General features: G+C 32.3%; 21 protein-coding genes. 6 read left to right on the top strand and 15 right to left on the bottom strand.

Going from position 1 to position 21,970, the window contains the following annotated elements:
- Positions 1–14 precede the first annotated feature (14 nt).
- The 3 genes from IEV63_RS09715 to IEV63_RS09705 all read right to left on the bottom strand — a co-directional run bounded on the left by IEV63_RS09715 (position 15) and on the right by IEV63_RS09705 (position 3,368).
- Entirely contained in the window at positions 15–980 is a 966-nt protein-coding gene (locus IEV63_RS09715) for an L-threonylcarbamoyladenylate synthase (RefSeq protein WP_308419939.1), read from the bottom strand.
- Positions 977–2,335, bottom strand: coding sequence for a dihydroorotase (locus IEV63_RS09710; protein WP_188406614.1), 1,359 nt, complete (start codon positions 2,333–2,335; stop codon positions 977–979). The genes IEV63_RS09715 and IEV63_RS09710 overlap by 4 nt, the downstream gene beginning before the upstream one ends.
- A 61-nt stretch (positions 2,336–2,396) precedes the next feature.
- A complete protein-coding gene (locus IEV63_RS09705) occupies positions 2,397–3,368 on the bottom strand; it encodes a sodium-dependent bicarbonate transport family permease (protein WP_188406638.1) in 972 nt (323 codons plus the stop codon).
- A 427-nt stretch (positions 3,369–3,795) separates the two neighbouring features.
- Here IEV63_RS09705 and IEV63_RS09700 point away from each other — a divergent pair, with 427 nt between their 5' ends.
- Both IEV63_RS09700 and IEV63_RS09695 read left to right on the top strand, forming a co-directional pair.
- Entirely contained in the window at positions 3,796–4,359 is a 564-nt protein-coding gene (locus IEV63_RS09700) for a DUF6642 family protein (protein WP_188406613.1), read from the top strand.
- A gap of 10 nt (positions 4,360–4,369) precedes the next feature.
- Positions 4,370–5,284 (top strand): zinc-dependent peptidase, encoded by a 915-nt coding sequence (locus tag IEV63_RS09695; RefSeq protein ID WP_188406612.1) that lies wholly within the window; start codon positions 4,370–4,372, stop codon positions 5,282–5,284.
- Positions 5,285–5,552: 268 nt separating this feature from the next.
- Here IEV63_RS09695 and mnmE read toward each other — a convergent pair whose 3' ends face one another.
- From mnmE to serC, 10 genes are all read right to left on the bottom strand, one after another.
- Positions 5,553–6,965, bottom strand: a complete 1,413-nt coding sequence (gene mnmE, locus IEV63_RS09690) for a tRNA uridine-5-carboxymethylaminomethyl(34) synthesis GTPase MnmE (RefSeq protein WP_188406611.1) — start codon at positions 6,963–6,965, stop codon at positions 5,553–5,555.
- A gap of 265 nt (positions 6,966–7,230) precedes the next feature.
- Entirely contained in the window at positions 7,231–9,057 is a 1,827-nt protein-coding gene (locus IEV63_RS09685) for a fasciclin domain-containing protein (protein WP_188406610.1), read from the bottom strand.
- 481 nt (positions 9,058–9,538) lie between these two features.
- Positions 9,539–10,099, bottom strand: coding sequence for a beta clamp domain-containing protein (locus IEV63_RS09680; protein WP_188406609.1), 561 nt, complete (start codon positions 10,097–10,099; stop codon positions 9,539–9,541).
- Between the two features lie 46 nt (positions 10,100–10,145).
- Positions 10,146–12,557 carry a TonB-dependent receptor gene (locus tag IEV63_RS09675; protein WP_188406608.1) on the bottom strand — a complete coding sequence of 804 codons (2,412 nt, stop codon included), beginning with the start codon at positions 12,555–12,557 and terminating at the stop codon, positions 10,146–10,148.
- Positions 12,558–12,603: 46 nt separating this feature from the next.
- Positions 12,604–12,918, bottom strand: coding sequence for a hypothetical protein (locus tag IEV63_RS09670; RefSeq protein WP_188406607.1), 315 nt, complete (start codon positions 12,916–12,918; stop codon positions 12,604–12,606).
- Positions 12,919–12,990: 72 nt separating this feature from the next.
- Entirely contained in the window at positions 12,991–13,317 is a 327-nt protein-coding gene (locus IEV63_RS09665) for a DUF6787 family protein (protein WP_188406606.1), read from the bottom strand.
- Positions 13,318–13,332: 15 nt separating this feature from the next.
- Entirely contained in the window at positions 13,333–13,767 is a 435-nt protein-coding gene (locus IEV63_RS09660) for a DUF6146 family protein (protein ID WP_188406605.1), read from the bottom strand.
- Positions 13,768–13,771: 4 nt separating this feature from the next.
- The gene (locus IEV63_RS09655; protein ID WP_188406604.1) at positions 13,772–14,548 is read right to left on the bottom strand and encodes a septal ring lytic transglycosylase RlpA family protein; all 777 of its coding nucleotides are present in this window, start codon (positions 14,546–14,548) and stop codon (positions 13,772–13,774) included.
- A gap of 3 nt (positions 14,549–14,551) precedes the next feature.
- Positions 14,552–15,505: a D-2-hydroxyacid dehydrogenase gene (locus IEV63_RS09650; protein WP_188406603.1), complete on the bottom strand. Its 954-nt coding sequence runs from the start codon at positions 15,503–15,505 to the stop codon at positions 14,552–14,554.
- Between the two features lie 26 nt (positions 15,506–15,531).
- Entirely contained in the window at positions 15,532–16,596 is a 1,065-nt protein-coding gene (serC, locus tag IEV63_RS09645) for a 3-phosphoserine/phosphohydroxythreonine transaminase (protein WP_188406602.1), read from the bottom strand.
- A 239-nt stretch (positions 16,597–16,835) separates the two neighbouring features.
- Between serC and IEV63_RS09640 the strand changes: the two genes are divergently transcribed.
- From IEV63_RS09640 to IEV63_RS09630, 3 genes are read left to right on the top strand one after another with little or no spacing between them, the layout of a single operon-like run.
- Positions 16,836–17,333, top strand: coding sequence for an RNA polymerase sigma factor (locus IEV63_RS09640; RefSeq protein ID WP_188406601.1), 498 nt, complete (start codon positions 16,836–16,838; stop codon positions 17,331–17,333).
- Positions 17,334–17,939, top strand: coding sequence for a DUF8845 family protein (locus IEV63_RS09635; protein WP_188406600.1), 606 nt, complete (start codon positions 17,334–17,336; stop codon positions 17,937–17,939). It begins immediately after the preceding gene.
- Positions 17,940–17,969: 30 nt separating this feature from the next.
- Positions 17,970–18,827 carry a TraB/GumN family protein gene (locus IEV63_RS09630; protein WP_188406637.1) on the top strand — a complete coding sequence of 286 codons (858 nt, stop codon included), beginning with the start codon at positions 17,970–17,972 and terminating at the stop codon, positions 18,825–18,827.
- 115 nt (positions 18,828–18,942) lie between these two features.
- On the opposite strand, the gene IEV63_RS09625 is transcribed toward IEV63_RS09630, so the two are convergent.
- Both IEV63_RS09625 and IEV63_RS09620 read right to left on the bottom strand, forming a co-directional pair.
- Complete coding sequence (locus IEV63_RS09625) at positions 18,943–20,130, bottom strand: pyridoxal phosphate-dependent aminotransferase (protein WP_188406599.1); 1,188 nt, start codon at positions 20,128–20,130, stop codon at positions 18,943–18,945.
- 6 nt (positions 20,131–20,136) lie between these two features.
- Positions 20,137–21,231, bottom strand: a complete 1,095-nt coding sequence (locus tag IEV63_RS09620; RefSeq protein WP_188406598.1) for a fatty acid desaturase family protein — start codon at positions 21,229–21,231, stop codon at positions 20,137–20,139.
- 113 nt (positions 21,232–21,344) lie between these two features.
- Between IEV63_RS09620 and rsmG the strand changes: the two genes are divergently transcribed.
- A complete protein-coding gene (gene rsmG, locus IEV63_RS09615) occupies positions 21,345–21,968 on the top strand; it encodes a 16S rRNA (guanine(527)-N(7))-methyltransferase RsmG (protein WP_229737226.1) in 624 nt (207 codons plus the stop codon).
- Positions 21,969–21,970 lie beyond the last annotated feature (2 nt).

Genomic DNA, 21,970 nt, shown 5'->3' with positions numbered 1-21,970 from the left:
TTAAACTGTATTTATTATTTATTGGAAGCTCTTTTTAATTTATCATTTAAAGTAATACCAAGTCCTTCCGAAGGAAGTTTTTCGGCTAAAATTATATCTAATCCTAAATGGTCTAATCGATGTAGTGCAGCATATAAATTTTTTGCAGCTTCATTTAAATCACCTGTAGCTGTTAAAATTTCTTGATACTCCGGATTCACATTCGGGCTTAATTCTTTAAATCGCAATAATCCTATTTTTAAATTATCTTTTGAAGCTATAAACTGCACTTCATCTTGCAAAGAATTTACAAGAAATGTTGGAGTAGAAGGAGCGTAGTGCTTAAAAAGCATTCCTGGTGCTTGCGGCCTTTTATCCTTAGTTTTTGAAAACTGCAGCGGTTTGCCAATACAAGTTTCAATTTCTTCAACAGATAATGCGCCTAATCTATACAAAACCGGACATTCATTTTCAAAACCTACAATAGTAGATTCTATTCCGTGTTGGCAAGCACCTCCATCTAAAATAAGCGGCAATTGGTCTTTAAAGTATCTGTTAACATGTTGTGGAGTAGTAGGACTAATGCTAGTAAAAGGGTTTGCACTAGGTGCTACAAGCGGAAAAGACAATTTACCGAGAAGTTGTAAAGTTAGGCTATGATTAGGAACACGAACTGCAACCGTGTCTTTTCCTGCGGTAACTAAATTAGATATGTAATCTTTTTTAGGCAAAACCAGTGTAAGTGGTCCTGGCCAGAATTTTTCAGCTAACAATATTGCATCTTTAGGAATGTTTTGAGCAACTTCACTTAATTTATTTATACTCTGAATATGAACAATTAAAGGATTAAAAAGTGGTCTTTTTTTTAAATTGAAAATAGATGTTATAGCTTTATCACTAAAAGCATTTCCTGCTAAGCCGTAAACAGTTTCTGTAGGAATTGCCACAAGTTGATTATTTTCTAAAATCTTTACCGCTTCATCTATATTTTTACTTATCATTTTAATGAAGAGTTTTGTTCCACCACAAGCGCTTTTCCTTTGTGTAATTCATTAAAACTTCCGTGGTGATAAACTAAATTACCATTTACAAATGTGTGGGTAACCTGTGTAGTAAAGGTAGTATTTTCTAGAGGCGACCAACCGCATTTATACAAAATAGATTCTTTGGTAACTTGCCAATTAGCTGCTAAATCTACAATAGTAAGGTCTGCGTAATTACCTTCTTTAATGTAACCCCGTTTTTCTATATGGTAGAGTTTAGCTGGGTTATGACACATTTTTTCAACAATTTTTTCTAAAGAAATGGATCCTTGTTTATATAATTCTAGCATTACATTCAGTCCATGTTGTACCATAGGTGCACCCGACATAGATTTAAAGTAAGTTTGTTCTTTTTCTTCTAGGCTATGTGGAGCATGGTCTGTAGTAATTAAATCAATTTTATCTTCGATTAATGCTTTTAGTAGTGTTTGTCTATCATTTTCTGTTTTTATAGCAGGATTCCATTTAATTCGGGTGCCCAAATGCTCATAATCTTTTTCAGAAAACCATAAATTTTGGACGGCTACTTCGGTGGTGATTTTCTTCTTTTCTAGTGGAATTTCGTTAGTAAATAAATTGGTTTCTTTTCCTGTGGTTAAATGTAGAATATGTAATCTAGCATTGTGTTTTTTAGCTAGAGCTATTGCATTTTTTGTAGCTTCGAAACAAGCTTTTTCGCTTCTTATGTGTGGATGGTATTGTATAGGAACATCTTCACCATATTTTTCTCGATAAGCTTTTTCATTAGCTTCAATAATAGCTTCCTTCTCTGCATGAATAGCTATAATAGATTTACAATTTGCAAATAATTTTTCCATTATTATTGGATTATCTGCTATTAAGTTTCCTTTTTTTGTAAAGTATAAGCCATCATCAGATACAGCCAATAAATGTCTTGTATCCAGTTGTATAACTTCATCTATATTGTCTGCATTTACTCCTAAAAAAAAGCCGTAATTAGCAAGTGCTACTTCCGAAGCTCTTTTATATTTTTCATTCAAAATATGCATATCTAGTACGTTAGGGAGAGTGTTAGGCATGTCTATAAATGAAGTTACGCCACCAGCTACAGCTGCTTTGCTTTCAGTATACAAATCTCCCTTATAAGTAGGCCCAGGATCGCGAAAATGAACCTGTGCATCAATTACACCTGGTAAAATATATTTACCCTTTGCATCAATTTTATTTTCATATAAAGATTCGTTTATGTTACCTATTTCTGAAATTTTACCATTTTGAATACCAAGATCAGCTTGTATAATTTGATGATTATTAACGATGTGGGCATTTTTAATTAAAGTACTATTTTTCATGATCTTTTATTAAGAATTTTAGGAATAAACTGATGCAATAATCAATTTCATGTATATCAACTTACAGGAATTTAAAGTATTCAATTATGCCTAAGTATATAGGAATACCAAAGGTAATATTAAAGGGAAATGTAATTGCTAATGCCATGGGTAAGTACAAACCAGGATTTGCCTCTGGAACAGATAATCGCATAGCCGCTGGTACAGCAATATAGGATGCACTAGCCACTAAAATTGAAATTAACAAACAATTTCCTGTACTTTCTAAAAAGTATGGGGCAATCAAAGCCACTAATGAGCCATTGAATAGTGGAATTAGCATTGCGAATATCAATGCAGACCAGCCGTTGCTTTTAAAAGTTTTTAAATGTTTACCGCTCGAGAGACCCATGTCTAACAAAAAGACCGCCAGAAAACCTTTAAAAATATCGGTTGTAAAGGGTTCAATTCCTGCTGCTTGTTCATCGCTAGCTAGAAAACCAATTAATAAACTACCTATTAATAAAATTACACTTCCATTTCGTAAAGAATGTTTTATGGTAGCTCCTAAATTAACTTTTGTAGAGCTAGATTTTGAAAAAATAGCAAGAAGTATTACTCCCATAATAATAGCAGGAGCTTCCATAGATGCCATAACGGCTACCATAAAACCATCGTAGGCTATGCCTTGTAAATCTAAGAAGGAAACGGTAGTTAAAAAAGTAACAGCACTAATCGACCCATAGGCAGCAGCAATAGCAGCAGCATTGTATTTTCCAAATTGTTTTTTAGCTATCCAAAAAGTATATATAGGTATAACCGCAGCACTAATTATACCAATTATAAACGCCCAAATTATTTCATTACCAAAAACACTATGTGCAAGCTCTTGTCCACCTTTAAAACCGATAGAAAACATTAAATATAGCGAGATAAATTTAGAAGAATTTTTAGGGATTGCTAAATCACTTTTAATTAAAGAAGCAAAAATACCTAGGCCAAAAAACAGCAAAGCAGGATTGGTTAAATTGTCTAACAGTAGTTGAATATCCATAACTATATCTATATTTTGAATGTGCAAATATTCCATTAATGTTTCATTAATTCATATTTAAAAATTGTATGATATATATAAACTACTTTTATGCAAAGATGTTTGGCAAATTTCTTCAATTCATAAGTAAGATTTAATAAGTTGGTGGTTAAAGATTTATAGCTTAATAGGTAATAAAAATCAGCTAAAAAACCGAGTGAAAAATACTAATTTAGACATTTAAGCTTGTAAATTTTATTTATACACTTTAGTATTTTTTGTCTCGAAATAACCCTTTTAATTTAGTTATTTGAATTTTAGCTATGCAGTCTTAACTATAAGAATTTTTAAAAATGTGTAGCGCATTTATGATTAATAGTTAGGATTAACTTCTTGCCTTCATTAATAAAACACTTACTTTAGCAGTATATTTAAATGAAACCTTAATATGCAAATTGAGAATTTTATTTATTGTTTAGAAGCAGTTACAGATGTAGATGAAGTAAAGACTACCGAGGTTGTTAAAATCTTAGAAGATATTGCGCTTACTCAAAATATAGCCAGTATTTATAAAACCTGCGATACCATTGAAGGATTAGAAGAAAGCCTTAGTTTTTTATTGCACGATGACCATCACTTTAAAGATTATGAATTAATATACCTTGTTATTCCTGGTGAAGCCAATAATTTTTTAATTAATGGTTATTATTACAGTATAGAAGAAATTGCAGAACTTTTTGAAGGTAAAATGAAAGGAAAAGTTATTCATTTTTCCAATCGAAAAGTTTTAGACCTTAGTGATGAAGAGTCGCAATACTTTTTAGATGTAACAGGAGCAAGGGCGATTTCGGGTTATGGTTATCCTTCAGAAAATACATCCAGCGCATTTACGATAGATCGTGTTTTTTTTAGTTTGTTTTATGAAAATGATGATCTTGCAGAAGTTGTCGAAAATATGTTTCAAAAACATTATAAGCTCTGCAAATTTTTAAATTTTAGACTATATTATTAAATGAAGTATATTGACCCAAATTATAAATAATGTGTTAAGGCTTTTTCATTTAGATTTCCCTTTCATATTCATTTTTAATGAAGAAAAAGTCAGTCCGCTTTTTCTTCAAATTATAACTGCTTTTTTAGTGGTTTTAGTTTTGTTTATTTTCTTTTATCAAATTATAAGTTATTCTGAAAGTTTATGGGTTAGACATATTTCACCAAAACCCTTTTATTTACATCTATACATAAAGAAAAAAAAGCTTACAGCCGACCAACTTTACATTTTAGAAACCGAATTTAGCTTTTATCGAAACCTAAAATCCAAACAAAAAATATATTTTCAACATCGTGTAGCCAATTTTATGGAGCTACATCAATTTAAAGGCAGGTCTGGCGTGTATGTAAACGACAAAATGAAGATATTAATCTCTTCAACTGCCATTATGCTTACATTTGGCTACAGAGATTATATGATAAATTCGTTGAGTAGATTTATAATTTATCCTGATGTGTTCCGCTCTAAAATTAATAAAGCAAACCATAAAGGCGAGTTTAATCCTGCGTATAAAGCTATTGTTTTTTCATGGAAAGATTTTATGGGAGGTTACAATATAAATAATGATAACTTTAATTTGGGTATACATGAAATTGTACATGCCATGCATTTTGATTTTCGAAAACCTAATAACGATTCTATTAGTGCTATTATATTCATGCATTACTACAAAAAAATATTAAAGTTGATGCAAACCGACACAAACTATAGAGAACGACTTTTAAAATCTGAATACATCAGAAATTACGCTTTTACTAATAATTTTGAATTTATTGCTGTACTAATTGAGTCTTTTTTCGAAACACCACAGGAGTTTAAAAGCCAATTTCCTGAAATTTATAACTATGTAAAGCAAATGTTGAATTTCGATTTATATGCTTATTAATTGAATACATTAGCCATAACGGTTTATTTCAAATAAATTTAATGATAAAGTGATTCTAAATAGGATAAATATATTGAGTTAGATTTTTAGTGATGTTTGTAGGATACTAATAACAAGAAAGGTTTTCAAAGGAGTAAGACCCCGCATCTTGTGCGGGGTGACAGTAAAGTATAGGCTGTTTTTTAAAATTATAAGATTCCGAATCAGTTCGCTTTGCTCTCTGTTCGGGATAAGTTCAACTACGCAAATCGGAGATTTGCTGTTTCACTTACTTCCCGATACAGAAATTAGCGAAAATGTTTCCTAGTAATTCATCATTGGTGACTTGTCCTGTGATTTCCCCAAAATGAAATAAAGCTTGTCGGATATCGATGGCGAGTAAATCGGAACTTAAACCCATATTTAATCCTTCCTGTACTTTATTGATTTCTTCTAAGGCTAAAAGTAGAGCAGAGTAGTGGCGTGAATTGGTTACGATGGCGTCGTTGTTACGTAAAGCGCCTGTATCTACAAAATTGAGTAATTGTGCTTGTAATTCTTCAATTCCTATTTTTTGTTTAGCAGAAATAAATTGAATTTTGGGTAAAGCAGACTTCAATAAAGCTTGTTGCTGTTCTGTTAATTCATCTACCTTATTGGCCAATAAAATAAAAGGACGCTCTGGAAATTGAGCAGCTAGTTTATCGAGTTCTAGCTTAATGTTGTTGATGCGTTCTTGTATTAGTGCTTGCCCTTCATCAAATAAATCGGGAGAATTTAATAATTGAATAACCACTTGGGCTTGTTCAATTTTTTCGAAGGTTTTTTTGATGCCTAAACCTTCAATTTGATCTTGGGTTTCTCGTATACCTGCTGTATCGATAAAACGGAAACCAATACCACCAATACTAATTTCATCTTCTATGGTGTCGCGTGTAGTTCCGGCGATGTCGCTAACAATAGCCCGATCTTCATTGAGTAAGGCATTTAGTAAAGTCGATTTTCCTACATTAGGTTCACCTATGATGGCTACAGGAATTCCGTTCTTCAAAACATTACCAACCGCAAAAGAATCGATTAATCGACTCAGCACTTTTTGAATTTTAGTTACTAAACTTTGAAATTCTTCTTTGTTGGCAAACTCAACATCTTCTTCAGCAAAATCGAGTTCCAATTCAATTAAGGAAGCAAAATCTAAGAGCTCTTTTCTTAGAACAGCAAGTTCGTTAGTAAATCCGCCCCGCATTTGTTGCATGGCTAATTGGTGACTAGCAGCATTATCACTTGCAATGAGATCTGCAACAGCTTCTGCTTGACTCAAGTCCATTTTTCCATTTAGGAATGCGCGTAAGGTAAATTCCCCAGCATTGGCTGCACGACAGCCTTTTTGCATTAAAAGCTGAATGATTTCTTTTTGAATAAAAGCGCTACCATGGCAGGAAATTTCTACTGTTGGTTCACCTGTATAGGATTTATTTCCCTTAAAAACACTAATTAAAACTTCATCTAAAATACGTTCACCATCAACAATATGGCCCAATTGAAGCGTATGACTTTTTTGTTGAAGTAAAGGAAGCCCTTTTTTAGATTTAAAAAGAAGATTACAGATGCTCAATGCATCTTTACCGCTAACGCGAATAATTCCGATAGCACCACTTCCTGAAGGTGTAGCTAAGGCTACAATTGTATCTTGATTTAGCATATTGCAAAATTACAAAATTAGAAGTTTGTAAAATTGCTATACTTTAGCAAATCAATTGAAAAAAGAATTATAAAGTTGAAGCTAAAAGGAAGTTTATGTATACAAATGTTCAGCTGCAGTGCCCAATTTAAACTACCACAACACAATAAACTACTATTTTTGAAGCTTTTAATTTTACCTGTTACTGCTACAAAAAGAAAAAGCTGCGAATTTCGCAGCTTTTTCCATCATCACATCACATCATCAAAACAACTCAATCAAAAACCTAATTTACTGTGATGCTACCAGACATGCTTCCGTGTACTGTACATACATAATTATCAACTGCATTCGCTAAGTCTGGTGTTAAAGTAAAACTAATTACATTTCCATCAATTTGTACATCAACATCAGCGTCATTTTGGAAATCTGCACTAGCTCCATTTTGAGCAATTAATAAATCGCCTGCTGCATTTCTTAATGCAAATGGGTGGCTTGATGCACCGGTTACATTTAATACATAGCGTGTACCTATAGTTAGAGTCCAAGTACTGTTATTTTCATTTAAAGTAGTTACGTTTTCATCGCCTTGAATATCCGAAACAAAGTAAGCAGAAGCACCATCATTTTCTACAGTCATTCCAACAGATTCTGAAGTTTCTAATGCTGGTAATAAAACGCCTTCATCAATAACATGCACAACACCATTTTCTATTTCAACATTAGCCGTAACTACTGCATAAGTTGCGCCTGTAGTATCGGTTACTTCTACGGTTGAACCAGTTCTGGTTACAGTTAAATCTTGTCCTGCTAGTGTATTATATTCGGTAGATCCTTCGGGCAGGTCTTCAGCAAAAGCAACTGCAGGAATTACATGAAAACCAAGTACCGTTGCTAAATTGTCTACTCCACCTATGGCAGCCACTAATTCATCTAAGCTTTCTACTTCAAATGCATTTAGTGCATTTTCAAAAGCGTTATTTGTAGGAGCAAAAACGGTAATAGCTTCTGCATCTAATAATTGTTGGTCCAATCCGTCAACTGCACTAATTGCAGCTAATAAGGTTGTTAAGCCAGCTTCTTGAGCAGCTTCAATTAAATTTGGTAGATTTGATGCTAATTCAGGCAAAACCACACCATCAATTACGTGTACAACACCATTTTCTATGGCTACGTTTGGAATAGTTACATTATAAGTACTGCCTTCGGTATCTGTAACGCTAACTGCATCTCCTGTTCTAGTTACGGTTAATTCTTGACCAGCTAGAGTAGTGAAATTACTTGCTCCTTCTGGTAAGTCTGCTGCAAAAGCTACTGCAGGAACAACATGAAAACCTAATACAGTTTCTAGATTTTCTAATCCAATTGTTTGTACTAATTCGTTTAAATCTGCTACTTCTAAAGCTGTTAGTAAGTTTCCAAAAGCTTCATCGGTTGGGGCAAATACGGTAATCGCTTCAGCATCTAATAATTGTTGGTCTAAACCATCGATAGCTCCTATAGCTTGTAACAATACATTTAAATCTGCAGCTTCAGCAGCTTCAACTAAATTGGGAAGTGGCGCTTCTGGTAAAATAGGTAATAATACTTCATCGATAACGTGTACTACACCGTTTTCTATTAAAACATCTGCATTAGCTACAGTAGCTTCATTTCCTAAAGCATCTTCTATAGTTATTACTCCGTTATTTTTACGTACAATAATTTCTTGGTCTGCTAAAGTAACAAAAGACTGCTCGGCCTGTAAATTAGCAGATAAAGCTACGGCTGGAACAACATGAAAACCAAGAACTGTTTCTAAATTTCCAACTCCGCCGATTGCTTCAACTAATTCGGGTAATGTTTCAACTTCATACGCAGCTAATGCGTTAGCGAAAGCTTGGTTGGTAGGAGCAAATACAGTAATTTCTTCTTGACTTAACAAAGTTTCTCCTAAACCATCTACAGCTGCAACTGCATCTAATAAAGTGGTTAAACCAGCAGTTTCTGCAGCTTCAACTAAATTGGGTAAGTTTCCTGGATTGTTGTAATTAGAATTGTCATCATCGTCTGAGCAGGAAAAAATTCCAAAACTCAGAAAACATAGCATAAGTAATTTACTTATTGATTTCATAGTAATATTGTTTTTGTTTTACATCAATAAGACATATACAGCTTAATTTTTCCTACTTAGATTATTTGTTTTAATACCAATTTAACAGGAAAAAATGATTAATCTTAAAAATTTAAGAAGCAGTTCGTGAAGTGATAACCTTTCTTTGTTTGAGTTAATCATTTGAAATACATATTCATATGCATAAAGCACATTTTTTTTAATGGAAAATAAAAAATGGCTTACATAAAATTAAATCAATAGAATTTGCTTTTATAAATAGGATTTTTTGGCATGTATTGTGGAATTATACAGATCGGAAAATGCTGAAGTTTTTTAGTCTGGGTTAGATTGAAAATAAATAATTGAGTAATCTAATATTGTTTAAAATTGAATTTAGTCCAATTCTTTTAGGCATTCAATTTAACATGAAATATGATTGATTCACAAAAAAAGCGACACCAATAGGTATCGCTTATCAATTCATAAAAAAGTACTTGTTTTACTGAATAGTAATCGGAAAAGTAGCTTCAATATCGGTTTCTCCACCTACATTAGTTGAGTCACCAGCAGCTGCTCCTTCTGCAAACTTATCTCCATCGTGTACTAAAATAATCGATAAGTTTCCTGAGCTAGCTTCGCCTGTAGTTAGAGTAAAATCTACTCCAATAGGGTTGTTGTTAGCATCAGCATCTTCATAAGTAAAGGTAGTTTGCAAGCTGGTTGCGCTTACAAAAAATACTTGGTGTTCTGCACCTTCTTCAACTACTTCTAAAGTAATATTTTCTGCAGGATCTTCTAGTTCATTTAAAAACAAAATACTGCCTTGGTAGGTTGTATTTGCCTCTAAATTGTCTGCTGTAATTACTGGACTTTCTGGCCCATCGCCGTCTAAATCTCTAGATTGAAATGTTTTGGTTTGATTAGTAGCATTATCTACCAAAGTAACGGTAAGGGTTGTAATCACTTCTTCTTCGTTAATTAGTTTTACATCATCATCGTCTGAGCAGGATGCAAAAATGAATAATAAACTTAAAAGACTGGTAATTTTTAATGATTTCATAAGTAAAAAATTTAGGGTTAATAATTGTTTTTAAAAGTGTTTAGGGTTAATAATTAAATTGAATTTGTAATTGAATATTTCTTCCCATCTCGTCTGCATAATAACGTTGCCTATTTAAATAGTTCCGATAGGAAGTATTGAATATATTTTGAACTTGTAAACGAACTCGCAAGTCTGTTTGATTAAATTTAAATGGCATTTCCGCAGTAACATGAAATAATTGAAAAGCCGCTGGCGATTCACTTATATTGATAAGCGTAGGCTCTAATTCTCCTGTTTCTGTATTCAATATTAAAGTAGAAAAATCTAAATCTGGGAACCGCTCTTGTTTAGCAAAAAATTCGTGAGAAACAGACAGGCTTAAATTATTCCAATTCGGTTGATTGTGCACCAATTCCAATCGCGTATTTAAAGGTGGCATATTAATAATAGGTTGGTTTAAACTTACATCTTCTGCATAGATGTAGGCTATTTGACCTTGCAAGCTAGTTTGTTTATTGAATTGGTAACTAGCTTCTGCATCGATTCCCCATAATTGAGCTTGAGTTTGTCGGTATTCAAAAACAGGAAAAGCTCCTCGAATGGTTGTTTCTATTCCACTAGGTTCTAAAACCATAAAATTATCGATTGCATTAAAGTAGGGGTTTATTTCAAACTTTAAATTTTTAAAAGCTTGAGAAAGTGATAAGTTAACTTTATAGGATTGTTCTTGCTTTAAACGTAAATCACCTAATTCAATATTAGCAATGCTATGGTGTAAGCCATCGCTAAAGAGTTCTGATGGATTTGGGTTACGAGTGGCCAAACTAAAATTGCTTCTTATTTCGGTTTCTTCTCCTAGTTTAAATAAAGCTCCAAGGCTACTGGAAAAATTATGAAAATTAAAAACTGGATTGGTGAGCAGTTGAGTTCCGAAATCTTCAAGGATAATATCAGCAAAATCAATTGCATAACCTCGTTCTTCCCAACGGCTTACTCTGTAAAACTTTAACGCATCTATATGCGTAAAGTCGTAACGCATTCCTGCATCAATAGTTATTAATTTATTTAAGTTATAGGTAGAAGTAACAAAACTTCCTAACGTAAACATATCGTAATCGGGTATTAAACGGCGCACTCCAGTTTCAGGATTAGCATAATTATTCTGAAAGCTGGTTTCAACTCCTATATCTAAAGCTAAACGGTCAAATTGTCTAACTTCTAATTGAGTTAATACTTGATGGGTTGTTAATTCTAAATCTAAAGCAGCTTTTTCACTACGCTCGCCCCGTCTTACGTCAAATTCTTTTCTTCTATTAAACTGAAAAGCATATTGCGCTTTTAATTTACCAAGATTTTTAATCTTTTTGAAATAATCCAACTTGACTAAATGATGATTAACCTGTTGTTTTGGGGAATTAATTTGATAATTAAAACCATCTATAAAACTAGGAACTAAGCTGTTAATTGAATTTTCTAAATCGCGTAGGTTTCCAATATGTGAAGCTCTTAAAATTCCTATTTCAGTTGAAAACAAACTGTAATATGCGTTGAAACCAGAATCGATTTTATTTAGTCCGAAACCAAAAGAGATATTGTTTTCTTGCACACCTGTATTCGACAACACATAATCTGGTGCTTCTAGGTCACCATGGCGTTTTAAGCTAGCCTGAGTTTTAAAATACCATCCTTTTTTTGTCGATTTAAGCAAAGAAGTACTTAAGTTGCCCCCGCGACCATTTGAATTGATATTAGCTATTGTACTTCCAAAAATGGTATCGGTTAAAGGAGCTTTTTGTGGAGTGCTCACAATTACACCACCTACAGCATCTCCACCATATTGTAAAGCTGCTGAACCTTTAATTACTTGAATATTAGCAGCCGAATTAATATCGAGATTAGGTGCATGGTCAACTCCCCATTGTTGATCTTGCATTCGAACATTATTATTAATTATTAATACTCTTGAACTGTGCATGCCTTGTATAATGGGTTTGGAGATAGATGTACCTGTACTTAAAGTTGAAACACCATTAATTTGAGCTAGTGCTTCACCAAAACTCAGGTTACTTAAGTTGCTTATTTGTTTTTGGTTTAACTCTTGAATTGAATTAGAAAGAATTTTATTTTGATACAGTTTTCCTGTAAGTAATACTTCGTTTAATTCATCTATATGATGCTCTAACTTAAAGTTGAATACCTTATCGGAAGTTAGTTCAAATTTTACACTGCGTTTTTCGCAACTAACATGGCTAATTTCAAATGTATAATTTCCTGCACATAGATTTTTAAAAATGTAATTTCCCTTAGCATCTGCTTCAGCATATTTCGTACTTCCTTCTATTTTAATAATAGCGTAGGGCAGGGCAGAGCTATCGTGAATATCGATAACTTTTCCAGATAATTGAAAAGTGCAATCTTGCGCCTGAAGCGTAAATGTAGTTAGCCATAAAAAACTAACCCAAACAAAAAATCTCATAAATAAAATACAAATTAACTTAAGTCTAAATCAGAAACTAGAATTGTTAAATTGTATGTGGTGGTGGTTTATTAAAGTATTTACCCAGCGATTTCTGTGGTAACAAACTAAAGCTTTCTGTAGATATGAAAGCGGTAAAAAGTTCAGAAAAATTTGGTGTAGAAGAGTAGTTAAAGTTTGGTATTAAGGCATTCGTGTTTTCATCTTCGGTTGAGCTAACAACAAACTCTTCACAAACATCACAATTTTCAATTTGAGTATGATCATCACCTTCTATTAAATGCGAAAGTGCATGCACGTCGGTAATGTTAACCAATGCAAGGAAAGCGCAAATAAAAGAAAGAAATTTAATAAGTCTCAAATTAAAAATATGTTTTACAAAAGTATATTAATAATATTTGAATAGTATCAATTTTTAAAATTTTAGTAAATTTTAATGTTCATTGTTGAAAAGAAAACCTAGTCCTAAGCGTGAAAGCATCTTTTTTTCAAAATTCCAAAAGAATTTAAATTGGCCAAAAATGAAACCAATTAGTACTAATAGAATTTGGTATATAGGAAAAATAATAAGAATTCGTAAACTATAGTACATAAAACCACCCAAGAAATTATCCTGAAAGTTTTCTCGAGCAAGGTTAAAGTAAGCTAAAATAGGTTTTCCTACAAACAAAGCTGCTGAGCCAGTAATACTAAAAACAATGAAGATGATTATAATTTGGAAATTGGAATCAATTCCCCAGCGTTCTTTCAATTTTTTCATGCTGCAAAACTACAATTATCGCCTTAAATTTTGGTTGTATTTTTCTTCGAAAAATAAAAAGTAATGGTAAAGCATATAATTTACATCGTAACCATAATCAGTTTCAGGATCGTACTCAATACTAAATTGGTATAAATTTTTGTCATAGCCTCTGGAATTGCGCACTCTAGAATTGTATTCGAAAACATAATTTTCATTTTTTTGTTCTAGATACTGCTGGGTATAATCATTTCTTTGCGATTTAGATTTTAGCCAGGATTCAAAACCATAATCTAAAATTACTAGTTTGTAATTTAAACTGTCGTTTTCAATTATAATGGTATCTTTTTCCTGATTTTGAGAAGATGATGTAGACGACTTAGACTTCGTACTTGCACAATTAGATAAAAACAGTGCAAGCATTAGGATGCTTACGAAAACAAAAATTGGGGATGTTTTTTTTATACTCATCTTTTTATTTTGTTAAGTTAACAATAAAAGCACCTTGGTAATTAGTCTTGATGTTTACTAACAATTTTTCTGTTTCTAATCGAGTAGCTAATTGACCTAAGGCCAATGTATACAAAGCTTTACCGTTTAATAGTTTATAACGTAAAGTAACTTCTTCTTGGTAAGCTTTTTCAAGTTCTAATCCTAAATTTAAAGCGTTTGAAGCATCTGCAAAACTTGCAATTTGCACAGCATAAAAATCAGGTTTTACCGGTTCAGCTCTTACATTAAAATAGAGTTCTGTTGCAGAAGCATTGTTAATTTGAGATAGTAATTTTTGCTCTAAACTGATATTATCTTCGATTTTGTTAACTGGAGACTTTGCATTATGGGCTATTTGATCTTCTTCATCTTCTAAAGGAAGATTAGATGGAGTAGGATGTGAGTTTCCAAAAGAAATTACTTCTAATTCAACTTCGGCTACACCCGTATCTATAAAATCTAATTCAACTGCAACCGACTTGGTTACATCAACAATTCGGTTACGAATGTAGGGACCCCGATCGTTAATGCGAACTTCAACCGATTTTCCGTTAGCTCTATTGGTTAATTTTACAATAGATCCAAAAGCAAGCGACCGATGAGCTGCCGTTAATAAATTTTGTTGAAATATTTCTCCATTTGCAGTTTTTCTGCCTTCAAAAACATCCTTATAATAGGATGCTTCACCTTGTTGTATTTGGCTGTAACATGTCAAATTAAAAGATATGTAAAGGCAGAAAAAAGCAAATAGTGTTTTCATTTTTTAATGTTTAGCAAATTCAATAATTTGTTCGGCCAACTCTGTACCAATTCGATCTTGTGCTTCTAAGGTTGCACCGCCAATGTGAGGACTCAAAGATAAATCAGGACACATTAAAAGCTTTATGGGTGGAGTTGGTTCTTCTTCAAAAACATCTAAAGCTGCAAAGCCTAATTTTTTATCTTTTAAAGCTTCTAATAATGCTTTTTCATCTACTACGCCACCACGAGCCGTATTAACAATTGCAGCAGTATTCTTCATCATTTCAAACTCTTTAGCACCAAGAATATAATCTTTTTGAGCTGGAACATGTAAACTTACAAAATCAGCTTGTTTTAATAAAGCATCTAAACTAATGCTTTTTAAATTAAACGAAATTTTTTGTCCATCAAAAAAGTCCAATTCAACATCTACTGTATCAATAAATTGGTCGGTAACTACCACCTTCATTCCCAAGCCAATTGCCTTTTTTGCTAAAGTCTGGCCAATCCTTCCAATGCCGATAATGCCTAGAGTTTTTCCAGAAAGTTCTATTCCTTTAGCATATGCTTTTTTCAATTCTTTAAACTTGGAGTCGCCTTCTAAAGGCATTTCTCTGTTGGATTTATTTAATTGTCTCGCTCCGCTTAACATATGTGCTAGAACCAATTCTGCAACACTTTCAGAAGATGCAGCAGGTGTATTGATAACCTTTAAACCTTTGCTTTTTGCATAAGCTACATCTATATTGTCTAAACCTACGCCACCACGGCCAATAAGCTTTAAACTTGGACAAGCTTCAATTAAATCTTTTCTTACTTTCGTTGCGCTTCTTACTAAAATAGCATCTACTAAATGCGTATTTATGTAATGTTCTAATTGTTCTTGGGCTACTTTAGTTAAGATTATTTCGTGTCCATTTTTTTCTAATAAATCAACACCGCTTTGCGAAATCCCGTCGTTGGCTAATATTTTCATTTTAAATAATATTTTATTTTTAGTAATTAAGCTTGTTTTTCTAATTCTTGCATGGCTTTAACCACAACCTGAACACTTTCTAAAGGCAGTGCGTTATACATCGATGCGCGATAACCACCAACACTTCGATGACCATTTAAACCATTAACACCAGCTTCAACAAGTAAATTATTAAATTTATCTTTTAAACTTTCGTCTGTTAGGTTAAAGGTTGCGTTCATCATTGAACGATCTTCTTTTGCTGCAAAACCAGTAAATAATGGATTCCTATCAATCTCAGCATACATAGCATCGGCTTTAGCTTTGTTTTGTTTCTCAATAGCTTTTACACCTCCTTGTGCTTTTAACCATTCTAGAGTTAGCATAGACACATAAACAGAAAAAACAGGTGGAGTATTAAACATACTATCCTTAGCAGCATGTACTTGGTAGTCTAGCATAGAAGGGATTTTACGGTCAACTTTACCTAAGCAAGATTTTTTTACCGCCACTAAAGTAGCTCCAGCTGGACCCATGTTTTTTTGAGCACCAGCATAAATTACATCAAAATAAGAAAAATCAATATCCCTAGAAAAAATATCACTACTCATATCGCAAACCACAGGAGCATCAACTTTTGGAAAATGCTTCATTTGTGTTCCAAATATGGTATTATTACTCGTGCAATGAAAATAATCTACATCTTTAGGAATTTCATAATCCTTTGGAATATAATTGTAATTTTTATCTTTAGATGAAGCCATAACATCTACTTTACCCAACAAGTTAGCTTCTTTAACAGCCTTAGCAGACCAAGCTCCAGTATCTAAATAAGCGGCTTTTGTTTGCATTAAATTAAAGGCAGACATAATAAATTGCATACTTGCACCACCTTGCAAAAATAGAACCTGATATTCATCTTTTGGAAGTTTTAGGTGTTCTAAAGCTAAGCTTTGCGCTTTGTCCATAACTTCGACAAAGGCTTTACTCCGATGTGAAATTTCCAATATTGATAGACCAGAATTATCTAAATCTAAAACCGCCTGAGATGCTTTCTGAAATACTTCTTGCGGTAAAATGCACGGACCAGCACTAAAATTATGTTTTTTCATAGGTACTATATGTGTTGATAAATTTACGGGTAAAGATAATTTTTTTGTATCCTATAAACCACTTTTTATACTGTTATTGAAATACTTTTGTTATTTTTTAGGAATTCTTATTATATAATTGAAGAGATTAGAATTTTTTATCAATTTGCGACTTTTACATAGAATGTTTTAGTCAATTGCTAAATGAAGTTTGTAACATTTAGTTAATTTACAAGACTAACTAATCGAAATTTATTTTTGTGAACAAAGCAATAGAAAAAGAATTTGTAAAAAAGCTGGAAGCCAACCAGAACATCGCGCATAAAATTTGCCGAATTTATGCTACTGGTGAAGCTGAACACAAAGATTTATTTCAAGAAATCACCATTCAATTATGGAAAGCTTACCCCAAATTTAGGGGCGATGCTAAATTCAGCACATGGATGTATAGGGTTGCATTAAATACAGCTATAACACTATATCGAAAGCAAAAAAGACGTATTAAAACTCAAGAATGGGATCAGTATGCTTTTAAAATTAAAGCAGAAGAATACGACGATACAACCGAGCAAAATTTAAAATTAATGTATCAGGCCATTAAAGAATTAAACGATATAGATAAAGCATTAGTTTTTCTATATCTAGAAGATAAAAATTATACAGAAATTTCAGAAACTCTAGGGATATCTGAAGTAAACGCAAGAGTGAAGATGAATCGAGTTAAGAAAAAGCTGAAAGAGCTGTTAAGCATAGATTAAATGGAAGAATTAGATATTTTAAAACAAGATTGGAAAAAGCAGGAAGCAAGTTTGCCACAGTTTAAAACTGAAGAAATTTGCGCTATGTTAAAAAAGAAATCATCTTCATTAGTAAAATGGATTTTCTTTATAAGCTTATTAGAATTTGCTTTTTGGATTGGACTTGAAGTTTTTAGTAGTTTTCAAGGCTATAACGATATTTTTGAAAAAGCAGGTGTAGAACTTTTATACCAACTCATATTAATTATTAATTATGTTGTTATAATTGGTTTTATTGCAATTTTCTTTTACAACTATCAAAAAATCAAAATTACAGATGATGCTAAACGATTAATGAAAAAAATACTTACAACCCGTAAAACAGTAAAGTGTTACGTTTGGTTTAATATTGTTTATTTTGCCCTTAGTTTTATGGTGATGAATTATTTTGTAATTACCAATTTGCAAGAATTCCAAAACTTAAACATTTGGATATTTATTGGTATAATGTTCGGAATAATGCTTTTGTTTATTGCGATTATTTGGCTATTTTATCAATTATTGTATGGATTTTTAACTCGAAAATTATATAAAAATTATAAGCAACTTGAAGATTTAGATTTATAGCAATCTTAAGATTAAAATTATGAAAATTAAATTTATAATCCTTTTGGGTTTTTTTTAAGTGCAATTACATTTAAAGCACTAGAATTAGAATCGAGTTTATTATGGAAAATTTCTGGGAATGGGCTTAGCAGTCATTCATACTTGTTCGGAACCTTACACGCCACCTGCAATACCAAACTAAAACCAAGGGTTTTAGATGCTCTAAATAAAACAAAGCAGTTAGCTTTAGAAATTGATTTGTCCGATACAAGCATGCAAGTAAAAATGATGCAAATGATGTATATAAAAGATGGAAAAGCTGTAATGGACTTTGTTAATGAAGAAGATAAGCAAGTACTTTATTCCTTTTTATCCGAAAACATAAAGACGATAAATTATGAAATGCTGAAACGTTTAAAACCATTTATACTACAAAGCATGCTCGTACCAACTATGCTTGATTGCTCATTGCCCCAAGCTTATGATATGTTGCTTTTGCATCAAGCCCAGCTAAAAAAACTTCCTATTATAGGTTTAGAAACGATAGAAGATCAGATGGCAATTTTTGATGCTATACCTATTGAAGAACAAATTACAGACTTAATTAAGATGGCTAAAGACACCAACAAATTATATGAAAGACAATTCGATGAATTAGTAAAAGCCTATGAAGATGAAAATTTAAAGGAGTTAGAAAAGTCTTTTGCAAAAGACAAAAGTCTAATGTCCAACTACAATTTTGAAATTCTCGATAACCGAAATGAAAATTGGATACCTATAATTGAAAAAATGTGCCAGGATAAACCGAGTTTTATTGGTTTTGGCGCACTTCATTTAATTGGTGAAAAAGGAGTGATTCAATTACTAAGAACCAAAGGGTATTCAGTTGAAGCTGTAATGCCTGAATAATCAGTAACTAATTACAAATTAATCTTTTAAAAAAAAACAGCTTGAAATTTATTATCAGGCTGTTTTTTAATAATATAGAACAACTTTATTAAATAAATTGTTGAAGTTTAAATTTTTAAGTTAAAGCTAATTTTATTCGTTTAAAGGCTTCTTTAATATCTACTTCACTAGCTGCATACGAAATACGTATACAATTTGGATTTCCAAAAGCTTCACCAGTAACAGTAGCCACATTGGCTACTTCTAGTAAAAACAAGCTAAAGTCAGATGCATTATTAATTTCATGTTTGCCAATAGTTTTTCCAAAAAAATCGCTTACATTAGGAAAAACATAAAAAGCGCCTTCAGGAACATTTGATGTAAAACCTTTTATGTCTTCAACTAAATCTAGAACTAATTTTCTTCGTTCTTTAAATTTGTCAATCATAAATTTAATTTCGCTAATAGGCGCATCTAAAGCAGCAATAACTGCACGTTGTGCTATACAGTTTGCTCCGCTTGTAACTTGGCCTTGTAATTTTGTACAGGCCTTAGCAATATATTCTGGTGCGCCAATATAACCAATTCGCCAACCCGTCATGGAGTAAGCTTTAGAAACACCATTAACGGTAACCGTTCTTTCTTTCATAAAATCAATTTCTGCCATAGAAAATTTTTCTTCAGAGAAATTAATATGTTCGTAAATTTCATCACTTACAACAACAATTTGTGGATGTTTTTTTAAAACTTCTGCTAAAGCACGTAATTCTTTTTCACTGTATACAGAGCCAGAAGGATTACAAGGAGAGCTATACCAAAGCATTTTTGTATTGGGAGATATGGCTTGCTCCAGCTGCTCTGCGGTCATTTTAAAGTCGGTTTCTAAGCTTGTAGAAACTTCTATTGCTTTTGCACCAGTTAATTGCACAATATCGCGATAACTAACCCAATACGGACAAGGTAAAACAACTTCGTCTCCAGGATTTAAAATGGCATTGGCAACATTATATAAAGATTGTTTTGCACCTGTAGAAACAACAATCTGAGATGGTTGATAATCTAAATTATTATCTCGTTTAAATTTTTGTTGAATGCTTTTTTTTAAATCTGCATAGCCATCTACTGGGGTGTAAGCATGATAATTCTCATCAATAGCTTGTTTAGCTGCGTCTTTTATAAATTGGGGTGTATTAAAATCGGGTTCACCTAAACTTAAGCCAATGATATCTTTTCCTTGACTTTTTAGCTCTCTAGCTTTTGCAGCCATAGCAAGGGTTGCAGAAGTTTCTAGGCTATTTACTTTATCAGATAATGTATTGTTCATGTTTGTTTATGCTAATTTTGGTTGATTTCCTAATTCTTTTAAAAACCGGTAGTGAGAAATTATTGCAGCTCTAGTACTTTTATACTCAAAGTAGGGTAGATTAAATTCTTCTGCAGTTTGCTTTACGATTTTTCGGATTTTACCATAGTGTATATGGCTTATATTCGGAAAAATATGGTGTTCTACTTGTTGATTTAAGCCACCAGTAAACCAACTAACAAACTTGTTATGTACCGAAAAATTAGCAGTTGTAAATAGTTGGTGCGTTATCCAAGCATGCTCAAACTTTAATTCTTCATCTGGAATTGGCATTATGGTATTTTCTGTAACATGCGCTAATTGAAAAACGACACTTAAAATTAAACCGGCGGTAAAATGCATTGCTACAAAACCAATTATAACCATCCACCAGGTTAATTCTGTTAGTAAAATAGGGGTGACAATCCAAAGCAAAACATAAACCACTTTACTAATAGCAACTGTGCTCCATTGTTTTAGCGGGTTGGGTAATTTACCATAGGATAATTTTTGCTTTAAATATTTTCTTGATTGTCTAAAATCTGTAGTAATTGCCCAATTTATAGTTAATAATCCATATAAAAAGAAAGAGTAAATATGCTGAAATTTATGAAATTTTCTCCATTTAGCTTCAGGTGTAAAACGCACAATTTGTCCAACGCTAATATCTTCGTCATGACCATGCACATTGGTATATGTGTGGTGTAAGACATTATGCTGAACTTGCCAATTATACACATTTCCAGCTAAAATGTAAATGCTTCCACCCATAAGCTTATTCACCCATTTTTTCTTAGAATAACTTCCATGATTGCCATCGTGCATAATATTCATACCTACGCCAGCCATTCCAACTCCCATTAAAATAGACATGCCTAGTTTAATCCACGGCGAAAAAGGAGTAAAAAGAATAAGAATATAAGGGACAAAAAAAAGTGAAAACATAACTACGGTTTTTACATGTAGTTTCCAATTTCCTGTTTTTGAAATTTGATTGTCTTTAAAATAAGTATTTACACGCTTATTTAGGGTTCTGATGAAGTCTTTAGAGTCGGTTCTGGAAAATCGAATAGGGCTTGCCATAAAATAAAATTACAATAAGCCCAAAAATAATAGATTAACTGAATATGGCATATTTTTTATGCATAAAGTTTAACCAAGAATTTGACTTTCGTATTTTTGAAAAAAAAATCAATTTGAAAGAAATACAAAACTATTTTCCAGATTTAACTGAAAATCAAACCCTTCAATTCAATAAAATAGCTGATTTATATAAAGATTGGAATCAGAAAATAAATGTAGTTTCTCGTAAAGACATCGATGAAATTTATACTCGCCATGTATTGCATGCTTTAGCTATTGCGAAAATCAATCCTTTTTTACCAGAAACAGAAATTTTAGATGTAGGTACAGGTGGTGGATTTCCAGGAATTCCTTTGGCCATTTTATTTCCAGAATGTAAATTTACTTTGGTCGATAGTATTGGAAAAAAAATTAAAGTGGTAGATGAAGTAGTGGAAGGCTTAGGACTTACAAACGTAACAACAATTAACGACCGTGTTGAAAATATAGATGCGCAATTTGAATTTATTGTTAGTAGAGCAGTTGCTGCTATGCAAACTTTTACACATTGGGTAAAAGGTAAAATATCCAGTACCAACCGACATGAAAGAAGAAATGGTATTTTGTATTTAAAAGGTGGAGATTTATCTGAAGAATTAGCAGCTTATACCAATGTTGAAGTTTTTAATTTAGAAGAGCTATTTAATCTATCTTTTTTCGAAACAAAGAAGCTAGTTTATTTACCAAGAAAAAAATAAAA

The sequence above is a fragment of the Psychroflexus salis genome, from assembly GCF_014640175.1.
GTDB lineage: Bacteria > Bacteroidota > Bacteroidia > Flavobacteriales > Flavobacteriaceae > Psychroflexus > Psychroflexus salis.
This window is presented reverse-complemented; position numbering and strand designations above follow the sequence as displayed.